This window comes from Providencia sp. PROV122, assembly GCF_028482365.1.
GTDB lineage: Bacteria > Pseudomonadota > Gammaproteobacteria > Enterobacterales > Enterobacteriaceae > Providencia > Providencia stuartii.
Genome location: NZ_JAMPQI010000004.1, coordinates 16,527 through 33,830, shown reverse-complemented (window position 1 = coordinate 33,830; position 17,304 = coordinate 16,527). Strand labels below are relative to the sequence as shown.

General features: G+C 39.3%; 13 protein-coding genes and 1 tRNA gene. 7 read left to right on the top strand and 7 right to left on the bottom strand.

The genetic code is table 11. The features are described from left to right. Nucleotides 1-30: 30 nt before the first annotated feature. The gene (gene sppA / locus PSE69_RS03340; protein WP_014656073.1) at nt 31-1,899 is read right to left on the bottom strand and encodes a signal peptide peptidase SppA; all 1,869 of its coding nucleotides are present in this window, start codon (nt 1,897-1,899) and stop codon (nt 31-33) included. A gap of 321 nt (nt 1,900-2,220) precedes the next feature. Here sppA and PSE69_RS03335 point away from each other — a divergent pair, with 321 nt between their 5' ends. Genes PSE69_RS03335 through PSE69_RS03325 form a run of 3 tightly spaced genes read left to right on the top strand, consistent with a single transcriptional unit; the run spans nt 2,221 to nt 5,766 of the window. Continuing rightward, nucleotides 2,221-2,772 carry an NAD(P)H nitroreductase gene (locus PSE69_RS03335; RefSeq protein ID WP_042116627.1) on the top strand — a complete coding sequence of 184 codons (552 nt, stop codon included), beginning with the start codon at nt 2,221-2,223 and terminating at the stop codon, nt 2,770-2,772. A gap of 18 nt (nt 2,773-2,790) precedes the next feature. Further along, the gene (selD, locus tag PSE69_RS03330; RefSeq protein WP_004920307.1) at nt 2,791-3,831 is read left to right on the top strand and encodes a selenide, water dikinase SelD; all 1,041 of its coding nucleotides are present in this window, start codon (nt 2,791-2,793) and stop codon (nt 3,829-3,831) included. Between the two features lie 3 nt (nt 3,832-3,834). Beyond that, on the top strand, nt 3,835-5,766 hold the full coding sequence (locus tag PSE69_RS03325) for a DNA topoisomerase III (RefSeq protein WP_121875029.1): 1,932 nt from the start codon (nt 3,835-3,837) through the stop codon (nt 5,764-5,766). Nucleotides 5,767-5,847: 81 nt separating this feature from the next. On the opposite strand, the gene xthA is transcribed toward PSE69_RS03325, so the two are convergent. Then, entirely contained in the window at nt 5,848-6,663 is an 816-nt protein-coding gene (gene xthA / locus PSE69_RS03320) for an exodeoxyribonuclease III (RefSeq protein ID WP_004920298.1), read from the bottom strand. 461 nt (nt 6,664-7,124) lie between these two features. Between xthA and PSE69_RS03315 the strand changes: the two genes are divergently transcribed. After that, on the top strand, nt 7,125-8,000 hold the full coding sequence (locus PSE69_RS03315) for a LysR family transcriptional regulator (protein ID WP_121874650.1): 876 nt from the start codon (nt 7,125-7,127) through the stop codon (nt 7,998-8,000). Nucleotide 8,001: 1 nt separating this feature from the next. Here the strand turns inward: PSE69_RS03315 and PSE69_RS03310 are convergent. The 3 genes from PSE69_RS03310 to PSE69_RS03300 form a co-directional block, all read right to left on the bottom strand. Beyond that, nucleotides 8,002-8,086, bottom strand: a tRNA-Tyr gene (locus PSE69_RS03310). Between the two features lie 139 nt (nt 8,087-8,225). Then, nucleotides 8,226-9,074 (bottom strand): formyltetrahydrofolate deformylase, encoded by an 849-nt coding sequence (gene purU, locus PSE69_RS03305; protein WP_004920291.1) that lies wholly within the window; start codon nt 9,072-9,074, stop codon nt 8,226-8,228. 199 nt (nt 9,075-9,273) lie between these two features. Further along, entirely contained in the window at nt 9,274-9,753 is a 480-nt protein-coding gene (locus tag PSE69_RS03300; RefSeq protein ID WP_014656068.1) for a YchJ family protein, read from the bottom strand. Nucleotides 9,754-9,883: 130 nt separating this feature from the next. On the opposite strand from PSE69_RS03300, the gene rssB reads away from it, so the two are divergent. Beyond that, nucleotides 9,884-10,882: a two-component system response regulator RssB gene (rssB, locus tag PSE69_RS03295; protein ID WP_014656067.1), complete on the top strand. Its 999-nt coding sequence runs from the start codon at nt 9,884-9,886 to the stop codon at nt 10,880-10,882. Between the two features lie 171 nt (nt 10,883-11,053). Beyond that, a complete protein-coding gene (galU, locus tag PSE69_RS03290) occupies nt 11,054-11,983 on the top strand; it encodes a UTP--glucose-1-phosphate uridylyltransferase GalU (protein ID WP_169342231.1) in 930 nt (309 codons plus the stop codon). Between the two features lie 434 nt (nt 11,984-12,417). Here galU and PSE69_RS03285 read toward each other — a convergent pair whose 3' ends face one another. Further along, a complete protein-coding gene (locus PSE69_RS03285) occupies nt 12,418-12,828 on the bottom strand; it encodes an H-NS family histone-like protein (protein ID WP_004920278.1) in 411 nt (136 codons plus the stop codon). Between the two features lie 555 nt (nt 12,829-13,383). Between PSE69_RS03285 and PSE69_RS03280 the strand changes: the two genes are divergently transcribed. Next, a complete protein-coding gene (locus PSE69_RS03280; RefSeq protein WP_004920273.1) occupies nt 13,384-14,013 on the top strand; it encodes a thymidine kinase in 630 nt (209 codons plus the stop codon). Nucleotides 14,014-14,171: 158 nt separating this feature from the next. On the opposite strand, the gene adhE is transcribed toward PSE69_RS03280, so the two are convergent. Then, a complete protein-coding gene (adhE, locus tag PSE69_RS03275) occupies nt 14,172-16,832 on the bottom strand; it encodes a bifunctional acetaldehyde-CoA/alcohol dehydrogenase (protein ID WP_004920270.1) in 2,661 nt (886 codons plus the stop codon). Between the last annotated feature and the right edge of the window lie 472 nt (nt 16,833-17,304).

Here is a 17,304-nt window from a genome sequence, read left to right as displayed (position 1 = left end):
CTTTAGGTGTGCTAAAGGGGATCAGGGAAGTTAGTTAATTTCGGCGCAATTTAAACAGAATGCGTAACGATTTTGAGGATCGTTCATTTTTAAGAAGAATTGTGCCTGTTGACGAATGTCGGTAGCAACAGCTTCTGGTAAGAAGACCTGTAGAACGTCAGGCATCACTGCTTGGGCAGTGCTACTGAGTTCTAAAATTAACTGATCCATAAATGACAACTCAGGTTGCATCCAATCTAATGAGACGTCATTGAGTTTGGCTAATTCAGCCGCTTTAGTCACGGCATCATCGAAATCCCCTAATTGGTCGACTAAGCCAATTTTTTTCGCGTCACTGCCAATCCAAACACGGCCTTGGGCGATTTTATCAATTTCTTCTGGCGTTTTATTACGTGACTTCGCGACTAAACCTATAAAGGTTTTATAACCATTTTCGATAGTAATTTGCATCATATCGGAAAATTCAGGGCTAATTCCTTTGGTTGCAGAGATATCGGCAAGTGGGGTGGTTGATACACCGTCAGTATACACTCCGACAGAATCTAAGGCATTTTCAAAGGTATTGATTACGCCAAAGATGCCTATCGAACCCGTAATCGTATTCGGGCTTGCCACAATATAGTTCGCAGGGGTTGAAACCCAATAGCCGCCAGATGCAGCCATGCCGCCCATTGAAACGACGACGGGTTTACCCGCAGCACGTGCAGACGCGAGTTCGTTGCGGATAAGATCAGAAGCCGTTACGCTACCTCCAGGGCTATTAACGCGTAAGATGATTGCTTTAATATTTTCGTTCAAACGGGCTTCGCGAATTTGTGAGCTAATTAAATCACCACTTGCAATACCCGGAGATTGAGGGCCATCCATGATAGCGCCCTGAACGATGATAACGGCAATATTACCCGCTGTGGCTGATGTTTCAGAGCCAGTTGTGCTGGTCAGCTTACCTGAATAATCATAAATACTGATGTAATTGAAATGCTTCTCTTGTTTATTCCAGCCAAATTGATTCTTAAGCACATTTTCTGCTTGCTCACGCGTATAAATCTTATCAACTAATTTTTGATTTAATGCGTATTTTGCGTTATCACCACCGGAGGCACGTAACTTACTAAGTAACACATCTGCCCCAGGGAAGATACCTTTCGCAGTGGTTTGGCGGTTTTTGGCTAGTGTATCAAGATAGTTATTCCATAACGCATCTAGCCACTGTTTAGTCGCTTGGCGTGCTTCTGGTGACATATTGTCTCGCATTAGCGGTTCAACAGCAGATTTATAAGTCCCCACACGGAAAATATGGCTACTGACTTTTAATTTTTCTAACAAGGATTTGTAGTAAAGGGTGTTTGTTGAAAAGCCTTGGATCCCCACCATACCTTGAGGGGATAGAAAAATATGATCAGCGTAACTGGCTAAATAATATTGAGACTGACTAAAACTATCGCCAACAGCATAGATAGGTTTTCCAGACTCTTTGAATTCAGTAATCGCTTTCCCGATAAAGTTTAGGGAAGGCTGATCTGCACTAACGAGGTTATCTAAACGTAATACCATGCCAGTAATACGATCATCGGTTGCTGCACTACGAATGGTATCGACAATGTCAAATAGTGAGTTTTCTTGCATGCGGTTGTTAGGGGTTCCCAATAACTCACGACTCATGCGGCCAAAAGGATCGGGGGTTGAGACCTGATCAACGACAATACCCTGTAAGTCAACATAAAGTGCACCAAAATAGTTTTGGTCAGGTTTAGAATCGGATTGATATAGCGCTATCGAACCAATAACTAAAAAACACAATATAAGAAAAATAGTGTTGAAAACCAATTCCCGAATAAAATTTAGTATTCGCCAACTGAATTTAAATACAGTGGCGATGATTTTCCATGTTTGACGCATAATTTCTCCGACACACGAATTTGCACTTGTTATCTTAACGAAATAAAAACAGTTGTCTGCAAATGAATAATATTTTTATTCATAACAATACGCTTTGGAGCGTTGTACAATGTCGTGATGATATTTTTCAACATACACAAATGATATAATTCAATCAATTAATCAATATAACACCATGGTACTCGTTAGCGAATAAGATGAATGATAAGTTTTTAAGCTGAGTACCTAACCCTGGTTGGGGTATTTAATCATTAATCAGCGCAATAATGATTGCTTGTTTGAATGACTATTATATCAGTTTACTCTGAATCGGAGAGGAATATGGATGCTTTAACCCTTTTATTGAACCGCCGTTCAGCTTCACGGCTAACAACCCCAGCACCACAAGGCGATGAATTGCAAAATATTTTAGCGGCAGGTATGCGTGCTCCTGATCATGGTGCTTTACGGCCTTGGCATTTTATTGTGATGCAAGGCGAAGGGTTAAATCACTTTAGCCAATTACTTGAAAAAGCAGCGAAAGAGGGCAACTTAGGGCCGGAAGTGGAAGAGAAAGCGCGTAATGCCCCGTTTAGAGCACCTTTGATTATTACAGTTATCGCGAAGACTCAAGCACACCCTAAAGTACCTGAGTGGGAACAAGTTGTTGCTGCTGGTTGTACGGTACAAGCGATGCAAATGGCGGCGGTTGCCCAAGGGTTTGGGGGAATTTGGCGTTCAGGTTCTTGGACGGAAGATGCGGTTGTGCGTGAAGGATTAGGTTGTGCACCGACAGATCGCATTGTGGGCTTTTTATATTTAGGTACGCCTGAACTGAAAGCACCTGCAAAAGTACAGATCCCTGATATGCAAGAATTTGTTTCTTACTTTTAATTGATAAGGCCGAGCGTAATGGAAAAAATTAGATTAACACAGTATAGCCATGGTGCAGGTTGTGGTTGCAAAATTGCCCCAAAAGTTTTGGAACAAATCCTTCATACAGAGCAGGCCAAATTTCATGATCCTCATCTGCTTGTAGGTAACGAAACAAAAGATGATGCGGCTGTTTATGATTTAGGCAATGGCATAGGGATTATCAGTACGACAGATTTTTTTATGCCCATTGTTGATTCACCATATGAATTTGGTCGTATCGCGGCGACTAATGCGATTAGTGATGTGTTTGCTATGGGCGGTAAACCCATTATGGCAATTGCTATTTTAGGGTGGCCTATTGCGAAACTATCTCCCGAAGTGGCAAGAGAAGTCATTGAAGGAGGGAGAGCGGCTTGTGCCGATGCAGGGATTACGCTTGCAGGTGGTCACTCTATTGACGCACCAGAACCGATTTTTGGTTTAGCGGTAACTGGGGTGGTAAATACAGAGCATGTGAAGAAAAATAGTGCAGCAACAGCAGGTTGTGAACTTTTTCTGACTAAGCCGCTGGGCATTGGCGTATTAACGACCGCAGAGAAAAAAGGGTTATTAGCCGAAGAGCACCAAAATCTTGCGGCACAAACAATGTGTCAGTTGAATAAACTGGGAGCTGTTGTTGCACCGTTACCGGGCGTGACTGCAATGACTGATGTGACGGGTTTTGGTCTACTTGGGCATTTGAGTGAAATTTGTGAAGGCTCAAAGGTACGAGCAGAAATATCCTTTAGCCGAGTACCGAAACTTGCAAATGTTGAACATTATATCGATGCCGGTTGTGTGCCTGGGGGAACCCAACGCAACTTTGAAAGTTATGGGCATCTTATTGGGCCGATGACAGAGGCTCAACGCAAATTATTATGCGATCCACAAACATCGGGTGGTTTACTGATAGCAGTAGAACCTTCTGAGGTCGCTAAAATTAAAGACATTGCACAGCAGCAAGGTGTTTTGTTACAGTCTATCGGCAAATTATTACCCCATCGGGAAAATGTACCTTTAATTGAAGTGATAGATTAATTCATGCGTTTGTTTATTGCGGAAAAGCCCAGCCTCGCTAGGGCAATAGCGGATGTGTTGCCAAAACCTCATAAGAGAGGGGATGGTTTTATCCAGTGCGGTGATGACCAAATAGTGACATGGTGTATAGGCCACTTATTGGAACAAGCTGAGCCAGATGCGTATGAGCCTCGGTATGCTCGCTGGAATCTGCAAGATCTGCCGATCATTCCTGAAAAGTGGTTGTTAAAACCACGTTCCGCAGTGACAAAGCAGCTTAAAACGATTGATTCCCTTCTCAAACAGGCAACGGAAGTCGTTCATGCCGGAGACCCTGATAGAGAAGGGCAACTGCTGGTGGATGAGGTATTAGATTTTTTGAAGCTTTCTGATGAGAAAAGAAAGCAAGTCAAACGTTGTTTAATCAATGACCTTAACCCTCAAGCCGTTGAAAGAGCCATCGAACGGTTACGTGAAAACCGAGAGTTTATTCCTTTATGCGTTTCGGCATTAGCAAGAGCAAGAGCGGATTGGCTATACGGTATTAACATGACGCGTGCCTACACATTGTTGGGGCAACGTGGCGGGTATCAAGGCGTATTATCAGTAGGGAGAGTACAGACCCCTGTATTAGGCCTTGTTGTTCGCCGTGATGAAGATATTGAAAACTTTGTACCTAAAGATTATTTTGAGGTACGCGCCCATATTGTGACGCCAGAAAATGAACGTTTTGTGGCTACTTGGCAACCAAGTGAATCTTGTATTGATTATCAGGATGAAGAAGGGCGTTTATTTCATCGTCCTCTTGCTGAACATGTGGTGTCGCGTATTACAGGGAAGCCTGCTTTTGTTACGCAGTATCAGGACAAACGCGAATCTGAAATTGCGCCATTACCATTCTCCCTTTCTGCACTACAAATTGAAGCTGCTAAAAAGTTTGGGCTAAGCGCTCAAGAAGTCTTAGATATCTGCCAGCGTTTATACGAAACTCATAAATTGATCACGTATCCACGTTCAGATAGCCGTTATTTACCGGATGAGCATTTTGCTGGACGTCATTCTGTGTTGAATGCGATTTCAGTACATCAACCTGAATTAACCCAGTTTGAATTACCTGAATTAGATAAAAAAAATCGCTGCTGGGACGATAAAAAAGTGGATGCTCACCATGCTATTATTCCAACCGCAAAAGCCGTATCAGTAAAACTAACGGAGCATGAAGCCAATATTTATCAACTGATCGCCCGTCAATATATCATTCAATTTATGTCGGATGCCGTTTACCGTAAATGTACGATTGAGCTTGACATTGAAAAGGGCAAGTTTATTGCGAAAGCGCGTTTTTTAGCGGAAGCGGGTTGGCGAGTCGTATTAGGCAGTAAAGAGCGCGATGCTGAAAATGACGGTAGCCCATTACCGGTTGTTGCTAAGGGGGATGAGTTACTGTGTGAAAAAGGCGAAGTGCTTGAAAAACAAACGCAACCCCCAAGGCCTTTTACGGATGCGACACTATTATCCGCGATGACGGGGATTGCGCGTTTTGTTCAAGATAAAGCCTTAAAAAAGGTATTGCGTGAAACTGATGGGTTAGGCACTGAAGCGACGCGAGCAGGTATTATTGATCTGCTATTTAAGCGTCAGTTTTTATATAAAAAAGGTCGCTATATTCACTCAACTCCAGCGGGCAGAGCGTTAATTCATGTATTGCCTGATATGGCCACATTGCCAGATATGACGGCGCATTGGGAATCTATTTTGACGCAAATCAGTGAAAAACAAACGCGTTATATTGATTTTATGAATCCGCTTAGTGCGACATTAACGCAGCTTATTCATCACGCCCGTCAGTTTACTAACTTACGAGCATTTCGAGAGTTACCGCTTGTCACAAAGAATAAAACGACTAAAAAGCCCGCAAAATCGGCGAAAAAACCGAAAAAAAGTGAGCAAGAGTAGTCTACTAGTGAGTGTGAGCCATTTGATGGTTATCGGAGAGGTCGATAGGGAAAATCTTCCCTATCGAACAAAAAAGAGCAGTTAGCCTTTGGTTAAATCAAACTCGGCCCAAACGGGGGCATGATCTGAAGGTTTTTCCATTCCCCGTATTTCGTAGTCAATCCCTGTTGCCACACAACGTGTAGAAAGAGCCGTAGACGCTAAGAGTAAATCTATACGTAAGCCTCTGTTATCATCAAAACCTTTTGAACGGTAGTCGAACCACGAGTAACAATCATCCACGTCAGGGTTCATTGCGCGATAAGTATCGACAAGCCCCCAATTTAGCAGTCGTTCCATCCATGCGCGCTCTTCGGGTAAAAATGAGCATTTACCTGTTTTTAGCCAGCGTTTACGATTCGCTTCGCCAATACCAATATCCAGATCAGTTGGACTAATATTCATATCACCCATGATCAATAGCTGTGATTGAGGGGTCTGGGTTGATGTAATATAGTCTTGTAAGTCTTGGTAAAATTTCTCTTTAGCAGGGAATTTTACTGGGTGTTCACGGCTTTCGCCTTGAGGAAAATAGCCATTTACGACAGTTAATAAACCATGATTGGTTTCAATATCTGCCATGATGATCCGGCGTTGTGCATCATCATCGTCGGTAGGAAAGCCTTTTCGAACTGCAACAGGCTTATTTTTAGTCAGGAGAGCGACGCCATAGTGTGCTTTTTGACCATGATAAAATACATGATAGCCTAACTTGCTAACGTCATCGTAAGGAAACATTTCGTCGTGAACTTTGGTTTCCTGTAGACCTATCACCTCTGGCTGATGCTTATCAATGATAGCTGCCAATTGGTGTGGGCGAGCGCGGAGGCCATTTATGTTGAAAGAGATAAATTTCATGGTCTTTTATCACCTATTAGATTTTTGTCTGTACATCGAGATTCTAACAGATGATGACTAGACTGTAACTATTAAATAACTATTTAAATATAAATTGAATTATGCTTAATGAATATTTATAGCTCTAATTATAATCGTAATGTTTTATCTTAAAATTTAAATAAGATTATTAGTTATACAATTAATGAAAAATATGTTCACTGATTTCAAATTGGTGATTTATATTTAATGTGATTTAATAGTCGAGTCATAAAAAATAATGAAATGAAACAGTATAATATATTGCTTTGCATTGTTGGAAAATATAAAAATAGTTTTATGAAAAATTGTTACTCATTCAATGAAAAATTAAATTAAAATTTTCATCTGATATGTCAAGTGATGGGCTATTCAACATATTGTTTTTAATGATTAATAATGTTGAATTTTGCATGTTTAATAAACAGAATGGGGTCATAGATATGTTCTTTTCAAGAAAATTAGAGGCATTTATGGCAGTTGTTGAAAATGGCTCATTGAGTAAGGCTGCTAGGGTAATGAACCGAACGACGCCACCAATTGCTAAGTCAATTAAAGACTTTGAAACAAGCTTAGGAAAACGCCTATTTAAACGAGAAAAGTTTGGTATGACTTTAACTAAGGATGGTCAAGAGTTATATAATGACTTACGTGATCTTTACTTACAAGAGAAGGAAATAACTAAGAAACATTTTACAGGTTATATTGTCAATGAAGCCAATATTTATTATGACTGGGGGAAAGAAAATTTTCTTATTCACCTTTATCAGGCAGCAAATAAAAATAATGTTCAAATTAATATATTGAGGTTTAATTATGAGGAGGTTGATGAAATTGTTGATTACGATGGTAATACGGTTATTTTAAGTTCTCAACCTGTCGTCAGTGAGCGTTTTTCCTTACAAAGAAAAATAGAGAATGCATCATTAGGGATTTATTGTCGTAATGAATTATATGAAAAATATCATTACAATATTATGGCGCTATTAAGGCAATGCACATGGCTGTGTGATCCTGCATTTTATAAGAGCAGTTTAATGGGGGAGCTGCTTAATCAGGTTGAACTAGAAGGTAATAAGGCCAGTATTCGGCAAATGGATAATATTGGTAACTGCCAGAGTTTTCTTCAAGTTGGTGATTTTATTGCAATTATTGATTACTACCCTGAAAATGACGTGAATGATAAGTTGCTTAACTATATTCCGTTAAATTCAATTATTGGGGATTGCTGCTGCTATGTTTATAAGTCTAAGTCACACTCTAGTGTGTTAAATCGATTTATAGACACAATTGATACTTTAGGTGAAGGGAACGCTTGAATGGTGGTGGGAGAAGGATTCGAACCTTCGAAGTCTGTGACGGCAGATTTACAGTCTGCTCCCTTTGGCCGCTTGGGTATCCCACCAGATTTTGAGTTGCTGTATTTGTTGACAGCGGGCGGCATCATATCAAATGACGCGCCCCTGTAAAGTATTAATTTTTTAAAAGCTGTTCAAATGCTGTTTTTTTGCGCTTCATGCATATTTAAACAGCAAATATTCGTATTACAAGATAATAGTACGGTTTCCGTAAACAAAAACACGTTGAGCTAATACCCAATATAATGCGTGGCTAAGGACATTTTTTTCAACATCCCTACCTGCGCGCATCATATCATCTGCTGTGAAGGTGTGGTCTACATTAATAACGTTTTGCGTAATGATAGGGCCTTCATCAAGATTATCATTAACAAAATGAGCCGTCGCACCAATGATCTTAACGCCCCGTTCATATGCCTGATGATATGGACGGGCACCAATGAATGCAGGCAAGAATGAGTGGTGAATATTAATGATTTGGTTCGGATAATGCTGTACAAACGCTGGGGTTAATACACGCATGTATTTTGCTAAGACCACATAATCAGGCTGATATTGGTCAATTTGCGCAATCATTTTTTCATCATGCTGTTCACGCGTTAGACCTTCATGGCTAATATGGTGGAAAGGAATACCGAATTGTTCGACAAGGCCTTTCAATGTGTCATGGTTACCGATAACCGCCGCAATTTCTACATCTAAACCATCGTATGCACTCTTCATCAATAAGTCACCTAGACAGTGAGCTTCCTTGGTGACCATAACGACAATACGGCGACGGCCTGATGAATTTAATTCACGTTTTGAACCTGCCGGTAGGGCGTCATCGAGATCAGCGAGTAGGGTTTCATCATTAAAAATCCCCTCAAGCTCTGTACGCATAAAGAAGCGACCAGTGCGGTGATCAACAAATTCATTATTCTGTACGATATTGAGCTGGTGTTTGTAACAAATATTGGTGATTTTTGCGATCAAGCCTTTTGCATCAGGACAAATGGTGCGAAGGACTTTTTTTTGTACATTCTTTTGTTGCATGGAAGTGTCTGATCCTTAACTTACAAAGCTTACATACTCATCATACTTCAAGTGACTGTAAATAGCGCAAACAGGGCTTGCATCTATCCGATAAATAGATGTTTTCGCGCATCGTTTTAGCAGTAGCTTGAAGGGTTTAGAGCGCACATAAGCAAACGATACATTATGCATTTCCGTTACGATGGGTAAAACATGACCACTAATGATTGTTACAGCATTTTTTGAATTTTTTGCCGGAACCACATGGACATAGATCATTTCGACCTGTTTTAGGTGTAATACCATCTATGTAATACCAACGTTTTTCTATACGCAGAAAACGGGAACGTTCATGAATAAGCTGTTTATGATCAGCTTTTTCATCAATAAAGCAAGTTGAAAATTCCACATAACCTTCATCGCTATTTTTAGCATAAGAAGAACTAATGACACGAAGAGAAAGCCATTGTGTCTGTAAGAAGCTTTGTTCTATTTCTTCACGCCAGTTATTGGCATGACAATCAGGATGCCAAGTTGCGATAAGGTAATCGGCATTTTTTGTCACATAAGCACTATAGCGAGAGCGCATCAATTGCTCGGGTGTTTCAGGGATTGCCTGATTATCGAGATAAGGTTGGCAGCATTGGCTAAAAGGGAGTGAATTGCCACAAAAACAACAGTTGTTTAGGGATTGTTCCATCTTCTACTCTATAAAAATAAGTATAAGGTATAAAAATAACTATACTTTAAAAATGACAGTACAATGATTTTGTCATATGAATAATAGTATTGGTAGTAAATAACCGATGAAAGCTAGAAGTAGGTTAAATATGAAAAATAAAAAGATACTCATCGTTGAAGATGAAAAAGTTTTTCGTTCAATGTTAGAAGGGTACTTACATGCTCAGGGGATGCAAGTCTTTGTCGCGGATAATGGTCAGAGTGCATTAATACGTCTCACCGAAGAAAACCTTAACCCTGATGTGATTTTGTGTGACTTGAATATGCCTGTCATGAGTGGTGAAGATTTTATGGCAGAGTTGGTCACACGAAATATTCACATCCCTGTTATTGTCATCTCTGCAACAACAGATTTCACGCAGCTTGACCGTATGCTACGGTTAGGTGCAAAAGATGCTTTATTGAAACCAATAAAAAATTTAGAGGAGTTGAAAGTTACTATTCAGAGTAACCTGTATCCTGAGCAATACAACGATCAAGTTGTTAATAGGTTACAACCCACACTGATAAACTATGATAACCAAGATATCACGCCAGTGTTAAAGCAATTGCAGCCACCTATAAATCAAGTGATTAATGGCTATCGCGTTAATTACCGTCAATTAAATGAAATTAACCGGTTCGGGCTACTTCTTGATCTCGCACCAATATCAGATACTCAAATTGGTTTTTATTGCCTTGATATAGAACGCTCTCCACAGGAGGGAATTATGGCAGCGTTCTTGATCCGTGTTGTATTTAACGATTTATTAAAAAATGCGGTAAGTTTTCCAGATAAAAAACTACCTAATATCGATAAAATTATTAATCAAATAAATTATTTATTAGAGGATTCCGGATTTAGTGGGCAATTTCCGATATTACTGGGGTACTTCAATACGCGTAATAAAGCGATTATTCTGGCTAGTGGAGGGTTAGAAGCGGAAGTTGCAACAGAGAATGCTCAATATAGCTTATCTAGGAGTGTTCCATTGGGAACTTTAAAACATCAACCCTCCAATCATCTCGATGTACGAGGGACATTTTGGCAATGTCGAATTTGGAATAACCACCAAAATATTAAATTAATGTTTAATCCTGAATCTTAAGTTTTGTTTAAATTTACTCCAGTAAGTGTCATATTGGCTCTAATTAGGGCTTTGTACTATTTATCCAAAAATTATTCCTGTTATACTGCCTCGCACTAAAAACGCACCTTTATTACCGTTGATTATATAAAGAGTTTGGGTGCTTAGGAGAATTCTGGAGTTATGACTAAAATGACAAATAGAAAGGTACGCAAGGCAGTAATCCCTGTCGCAGGTCTTGGCACTCGTATGTTACCCGCGACTAAAGCAATTCCCAAAGAGATGTTACCACTCGTTGATAAACCTTTAATTCAGTATGTTGTTAATGAGTGTATCGCTGCTGGTATTAATGAAATTGTTTTAGTGACTCATTCATCAAAAAACTCGATTGAAAACCACTTCGATACGAGTTTCGAGCTTGAGGCAATTTTAGAAGCTCGTGTTAAGCGTCAATTACTTGATGAAGTGCAATCTATCTGCCCAAGTCACGTAACTATCATGCAAACGCGTCAAGGTATTGCTAAAGGCTTAGGTCATGCGATTTTATGTGCTAAGCCTCTTGTGGGGAATGAGCCTTTTGCGGTTATTCTGCCCGATGTTATTTTAGATCGTTATAGCACCGATTTAACCAAGTTTAATTTGAGCGAAATGCTGGCCCATTTTGAAGAAACGGGAGCAAGCCAAATTTTGGTTGAGCCCGTTCCTGAAGATGAAGTTTCTAATTATGGGATTGTAGATTGTAATGGTGCAACGTTGCTTCCTGGTGAAAGCAAACCGATTAGCCGCATGGTAGAAAAACCGAAGAAAGAAGAAGCACCATCAAATCTGTCGATTGTTGGCCGCTATGTATTATCGGAAAAAATTTGGGATGCACTAGCAAAAACAGCACCAGGGGCAGGGGATGAAATTCAATTAACCGATGCTATTGCGATTATGATGGAAAATAAGTCTCCTGTAGAGGCGTACCATCTATGTGGTAAAAGTCATGACTGTGGTAATAAGCTAGGTTATATGAAAGCATTCGTAGAATATGGTATGCAACATGATTCATTAGGGGAAGATTTTTCTGAGTGGATCCAAACCATATCGAATAAATTGAACAGTTCTAAAGCAGAAAAATAAACAGTTTCTTCTTATGATGATTTATAAAAGCTAACTCTAGATGTTAGCTTTTTTTGTTTGTGCGCCTTGTAGCTTTTCAATAGTTAAGTATCAATTAATGTAAATTATTGCTTAATTTAATTTACGTATTTAGAAGAAAAATACATCAATTTTTTTTGTATCGTATAAGTTTTATTATTCAATCGTATGCTTAAAAAGTTTGAGTAGGATTACATAACTTTACTTTTAGCGATGGCTTAAATTTAAATAATATTAATAAATGACTAGCAGATAAAAGGATGACTAAAACGAGCGAAAGAGGATTGCTTATCCTTGGAGCAGGAGAGGATTAACAATTTAATGGCTAATAGCGGCATAAGTGATAATAAAACTTAAACGTAGGATAAAAAAACACCCTTATATAAGGGTGTTTTTGGGGAATAAGGTTATGGATCTTAGATTAGGAAATCGTCTAAAGATTTACCTTGTTCTTCAATGGCGGTTTTGATAACTGCTGGGGTACGACCCTGGCCAGTCCAAGTTTTAGTTTCGCCATTTTCATCAACGTATTTATATTTAGCTGGGCGAGCAGCACGTTTAGCACGAGTGCTTGAGCCTTTACCTGTATCTAAAATTTGAACCAGTTCGTTCAGATCAATACCTTGCTCTTCTGCCATTTGACGGAAGTTTTCTAGCTTACGGTTCTTTTCTTCTTGCTCTGCACGAACTTGATTTTCTTCTTCACGACGTTCTTCAACAACGACAGTTAATTTTTCCAGCATTTCTTCCAGTGATTCTAAAGCAATTTCTCTTGCTTGAGCACGAAGAGTACGGATGTTATTTAATGCTTTTAAAGATTCGCTCATTTTCCTGGTCTCAAATTTAATTGTTGGCCTGTGTACACTAATAATAGAATGCTATTTTATTTTCTGCAATAGCTAATTTGCACTATTAGTTTAAAAGTTATCTTTAGTAAAAGCAATTTTTTTACAAAAGAAATATTAACTTTTCACTGATATATATATACCACTATTATCAATATCCAAACTAATGAAAAACGGATTCAATTAGCTGGAAATTTTTTTGATTATAATTTGAAGGGCGCATCGAGAATACGTCAGGTTATTAGTGGCATGATAATGAAGCAAATAAGAGAGACTAAACGTAAATTTTCTTTTTTTGATACAGTAAATTAGTACTATGTTTTAGGGAGCACGCTATATTTTTACCAATGATAGTTCGATATTTTACCTGTTTTAAGAGGGAAAAGAGTGATTACTATTGGTAAGCTTTAGCAAAATCAATGGCGATATCTCTATTTGATGCCTGTATTTTTAAGTGCTTCCAGATGATGACTGTTAATCTAATGACATGTTTTATGGTAAAATTATCTTGTTTATTAATTTAGAGGAACTAGGCTGATGGCTCAGCTATATTTTTACTATTCTGCGATGAATGCAGGGAAATCGACATCCTTGTTGCAATCTTCTTATAACTATAATGAGCGGGGGATGCGTACTCTGATTTTCACGGCAGAAATCGATAATCGCTTTGCGCAGGGTAAAGTTTCATCGCGTATTGGGTTGTCTGCGGATGCACTTTTATTTACGCCAACCACAAATATGGCGGAAGTCATTAAAAATGAAAATAGCACAAAAAAGGTACATTGTGTCTTAATTGATGAGTGTCAATTTTTAACAAAACAGCAAGTTGAAGAGTTATGCGATATTGTCGATAACAGTGATATACCTGTTTTATGCTATGGGCTGAGAACTGATTTTTCAGGTGAACTATTTGTCGGAAGCCAATATTTATTAGCTTGGGCTGATAAATTAGTTGAATTAAAAACCGTGTGTTATTGCGGCCGTAAGGCCAATAAAGTATTAAGGATAGGGAGTGATGGTATTCCTCTTTACGAAGGGGCACAGGTCGATATAGGCGGTAATGAGAAGTATATTTCTGTCTGCCGTAAGCATTATACAGAAGCCATCGAACAGGCTAAGTTAATGAACCAAGGCATTATTCCCAAAAAAGCGATTCACTTTAATTAATTGCGTATAACAATTAAAAGTAGATTTAAGTTAATCGTGTAATAGGGAAAGTCACTTTCCCATAAAAATTATAAGGATAATAATCATTTATTATCCTTATTAAAAAAGAGAGGCACTGAGTTTTAAATCAGTGCCTCTCTTATTAATTAGCTACCTAACTATTTTTTTGAACTTTTCTTTTCCACTTTTGCTGCTGTTGCTGTGGATGTTTGTTCAGTGAATTCGCGTCCATAATAGGAATCCAGTAATAGCTGTTTCAATTCAGAAATTAATGGATAGCGAGGGTTTGCACCGGTACATTGGTCGTCAAATGCATCCTCAGAGAGCTTATCAACGCGTGCTAAGAAGTCTGCTTCAGGCACACCCGCTTCACGTATGGATTTAGGGATACCTAAATCTGCTTTGATTTCCTCAAGCCATGCTAATAGTTTTTCAATTTTAGCATCGGTACGGTCGCTAGATTTTGTTAAACCTAAATGATCGGCTATTTCAGCATAACGGCGTCGTGCTTGTGGACGGTCATATTGGCTAAATGCCGTTTGTTTAGTTGGGTTATCGTTAGCATTATAACGAACGACGTTACTAATTAATAAGGCATTCGCTAATCCATGTGGTATGTGGAACTCAGAGCCTAATTTATGGGCCATTGAGTGACAAACCCCTAAGAATGCGTTTGCAAATGCAATCCCAGCGATGGTTGCAGCGTTATGGACACGCTCTCTTGCAACAGGATTGGTTGCCCCTTCATGATAACTCGTCGGTAGGTACTCTTTTAATAAGCTAAGCGCTTGTAATGCTTGACCATCAGAGTATTCATTCGCTAATACAGAAACATAGGCTTCCATCGCATGAGTCACAGCATCCAGACCACCAAATGCGGTCAGTGATTTCGGCATATTCATCACAAGGTTTGCATCGACGATAGCCATATTTGGAGTCAGTGCATAGTCCGCTAATGGGTATTTTTGACCTGTTTTATCATCCGTTACCACTGCAAATGGGGTAACTTCAGAGCCTGTTCCTGAGGTCGTTGTAATCGCAACTAATTTTGCTTTTACTCCCATTTTAGGGAAACGGTGAATACGTTTACGGATATCCATAAAGCGTAGTGCTAATTCTTCAAAATGCGTTTCTGGATGTTCGTACATAACCCACATAATTTTGGCCGCGTCCATTGGGGAGCCACCACCTAATGCAATAATGACATCAGGTTTAAAGGCGTTCATTTGAGCGGCACCTTTACGGACGACCGTTAATGTAGGATCAGCTTCAACCTCAAAGAAAACGTCGGTTTCAATATGGTGTTTTTTCAGTACATTTACCACTTCTTCAACATAGCCATTGTTAAATAAATAGCCATCAGTGACGATAAATGCACGTTTTGCGCCATCCGTTGCGATCTCTTCAAGTGCAATAGGGAGACAACCGCGACGGAAATAGATTGAGTTAGGAAGTTTATGCCACAACATATTTTCAGCTCTTTTCGCCACGGTTTTAGTATTGATCAAATGTTTTGGTCCAACGTTTTCAGAGATTGAGTTACCACCCCATGAACCGCAACCAAGTGTGAGAGAAGGCGCTAATTTAAAGTTATAGAGGTCACCGATACCCCCTTGTGAAGCGGGCGTATTAATGAGGATACGCGCGGTTTTCATTTTGACGCCGAAGTAATTAACACGTTCAGCTTGGTTATCTTGGTCTGTATATAGACAAGAGGTGTGACCGATACCCCCCATTTCGACTAATTGCTCGGCTTTGTCTACAGCCTCTTCAAAGTTTTTAGCGCGATACATGGCGAGGAGTGGCGATAATTTTTCGTGGGCAAATGGCTCTGAATCTGCAATCACCTTGACTTCGCCAATAAGTATTTTCGTGGTTACAGGTACAGTAACACCGGCCATTTCAGCGATTTTATATGCAGTTTGACCAACAATTGCTGCGTTCAGACTACCATTTTTCAAAATAACATCTTGAACGGCTTTAAGCTCTTTACCTTGCAGTATATAGCCACCGTGGGTCGCGAAGCGTTCACGAACCTGATTATAAATTTCATCGACGACAACAACGGATTGCTCGGATGCACAGATGACGCCATTATCGAAGGTTTTTGACATCAAGATAGACGCCACAGCACGTTTGATATCGGCTGTTTCATCGATAACAACCGGTGTATTACCTGCGCCTACACCAATAGCAGGTTTACCGGAGCTGTATGCCGCTTTCACCATACCAGGACCACCTGTTGCTAAAATCAGGTTGATATCCTCGTGATGCATCAATGCATTAGATAATTCGACCGATGGTGCATCGATCCAACCGATAATATCTTTCGGTGCACCAGCTTCGATAGCTGCTTTAAGAACAATTTCTGCCGCTTTATTGGTTGCATTTTTAGCGCGAGGGTGCGGAGAAAAAATAATTGCATTACGCGTTTTTAAACTAATTAAAGATTTAAAAATGGCGGTTGAGGTTGGGTTAGTGGTTGGAACGATACCACAGATAATACCGATAGGTTCAGCGATAGTAATTGTTCCAAAAGTTGGGTCTTCAGAAAGCACGCCACAGGTTTTTTCGTCTTTATAGGCATTATAAATATATTCAGAGGCAAAGTGATTTTTGATCACCTTATCTTCAACAATACCCATACCTGATTCTTCTACAGCAAGTTTAGCGAGCGGGATCCGTGCGTCTGCTGCTGCAAGCGCTGCTGCGCGGAAAATGCGGTCAACTTGCTCTTGAGAGAAGTTAGCGAATTCACGCTGAGCTTTTTTGACACGAGCAACGAGGTCATTGAGTTCGGTAACATTAGTTACTGACATAGAGATTACTCCTGATAAATGTTAAACTTTTTAAGCCAATGAGCAGTGCTTCTTGAAACATTAAAACGCTAAAAACTGAGTAGATAAATTATAGTTTATATTTATTAACATATTTTATTTATCCGCTTATTGGCTTAAAAAGCTTTTAGTACAAGGTGAAAAGCGTACTTTTCTTAAATTAACTCCCTCTATCAGTTAAGAATAGATTAGCATTATTTGTGTTTATTAATGTGATCTAGATCACAAAAATCCAAAGCTGACTCCTTTCAGCAAGCCTATTTTGAGGGAATGCATGTTTTTTGTTGAAATTAGACACAATATTTTTTGATAACGAATAAAAAGAGCTAAAAAATCATATTATTTGCATGAAGTTTAAGCGAATAACTAACAGTAACCGCTAAAATAAAACTTAGCAGAATCTATTTTATTTATTTAGTGATAAACTTTAACTATCTGTGATTTTCTTAAATCT

Bases quoted from the DNA above. Each gene is read 5' to 3' on its own strand.
- sppA (WP_014656073.1), bottom strand. From the start codon at position 1,899: ATGCGTCAAACATGGAAAATCATCGCCACTGTATTTAAATTCAGTTGG.
- PSE69_RS03335 (WP_042116627.1), top strand. From the start codon at position 2,221: ATGGATGCTTTAACCCTTTTATTGAACCGCCGTTCAGCTTCACGGCTA.
- selD (WP_004920307.1), top strand. From the start codon at position 2,791: ATGGAAAAAATTAGATTAACACAGTATAGCCATGGTGCAGGTTGTGGT.
- PSE69_RS03325 (WP_121875029.1), top strand. From the start codon at position 3,835: ATGCGTTTGTTTATTGCGGAAAAGCCCAGCCTCGCTAGGGCAATAGCG.
- xthA (WP_004920298.1), bottom strand. From the start codon at position 6,663: ATGAAATTTATCTCTTTCAACATAAATGGCCTCCGCGCTCGCCCACAC.
- PSE69_RS03315 (WP_121874650.1), top strand. From the start codon at position 7,125: ATGTTCTTTTCAAGAAAATTAGAGGCATTTATGGCAGTTGTTGAAAAT.
- purU (WP_004920291.1), bottom strand. From the start codon at position 9,074: ATGCAACAAAAGAATGTACAAAAAAAAGTCCTTCGCACCATTTGTCCT.
- PSE69_RS03300 (WP_014656068.1), bottom strand. From the start codon at position 9,753: ATGGAACAATCCCTAAACAACTGTTGTTTTTGTGGCAATTCACTCCCT.
- rssB (WP_014656067.1), top strand. From the start codon at position 9,884: ATGAAAAATAAAAAGATACTCATCGTTGAAGATGAAAAAGTTTTTCGT.
- galU (WP_169342231.1), top strand. From the start codon at position 11,054: ATGACAAATAGAAAGGTACGCAAGGCAGTAATCCCTGTCGCAGGTCTT.
- PSE69_RS03285 (WP_004920278.1), bottom strand. From the start codon at position 12,828: ATGAGCGAATCTTTAAAAGCATTAAATAACATCCGTACTCTTCGTGCT.
- PSE69_RS03280 (WP_004920273.1), top strand. From the start codon at position 13,384: ATGGCTCAGCTATATTTTTACTATTCTGCGATGAATGCAGGGAAATCG.
- adhE (WP_004920270.1), bottom strand. From the start codon at position 16,832: ATGTCAGTAACTAATGTTACCGAACTCAATGACCTCGTTGCTCGTGTC.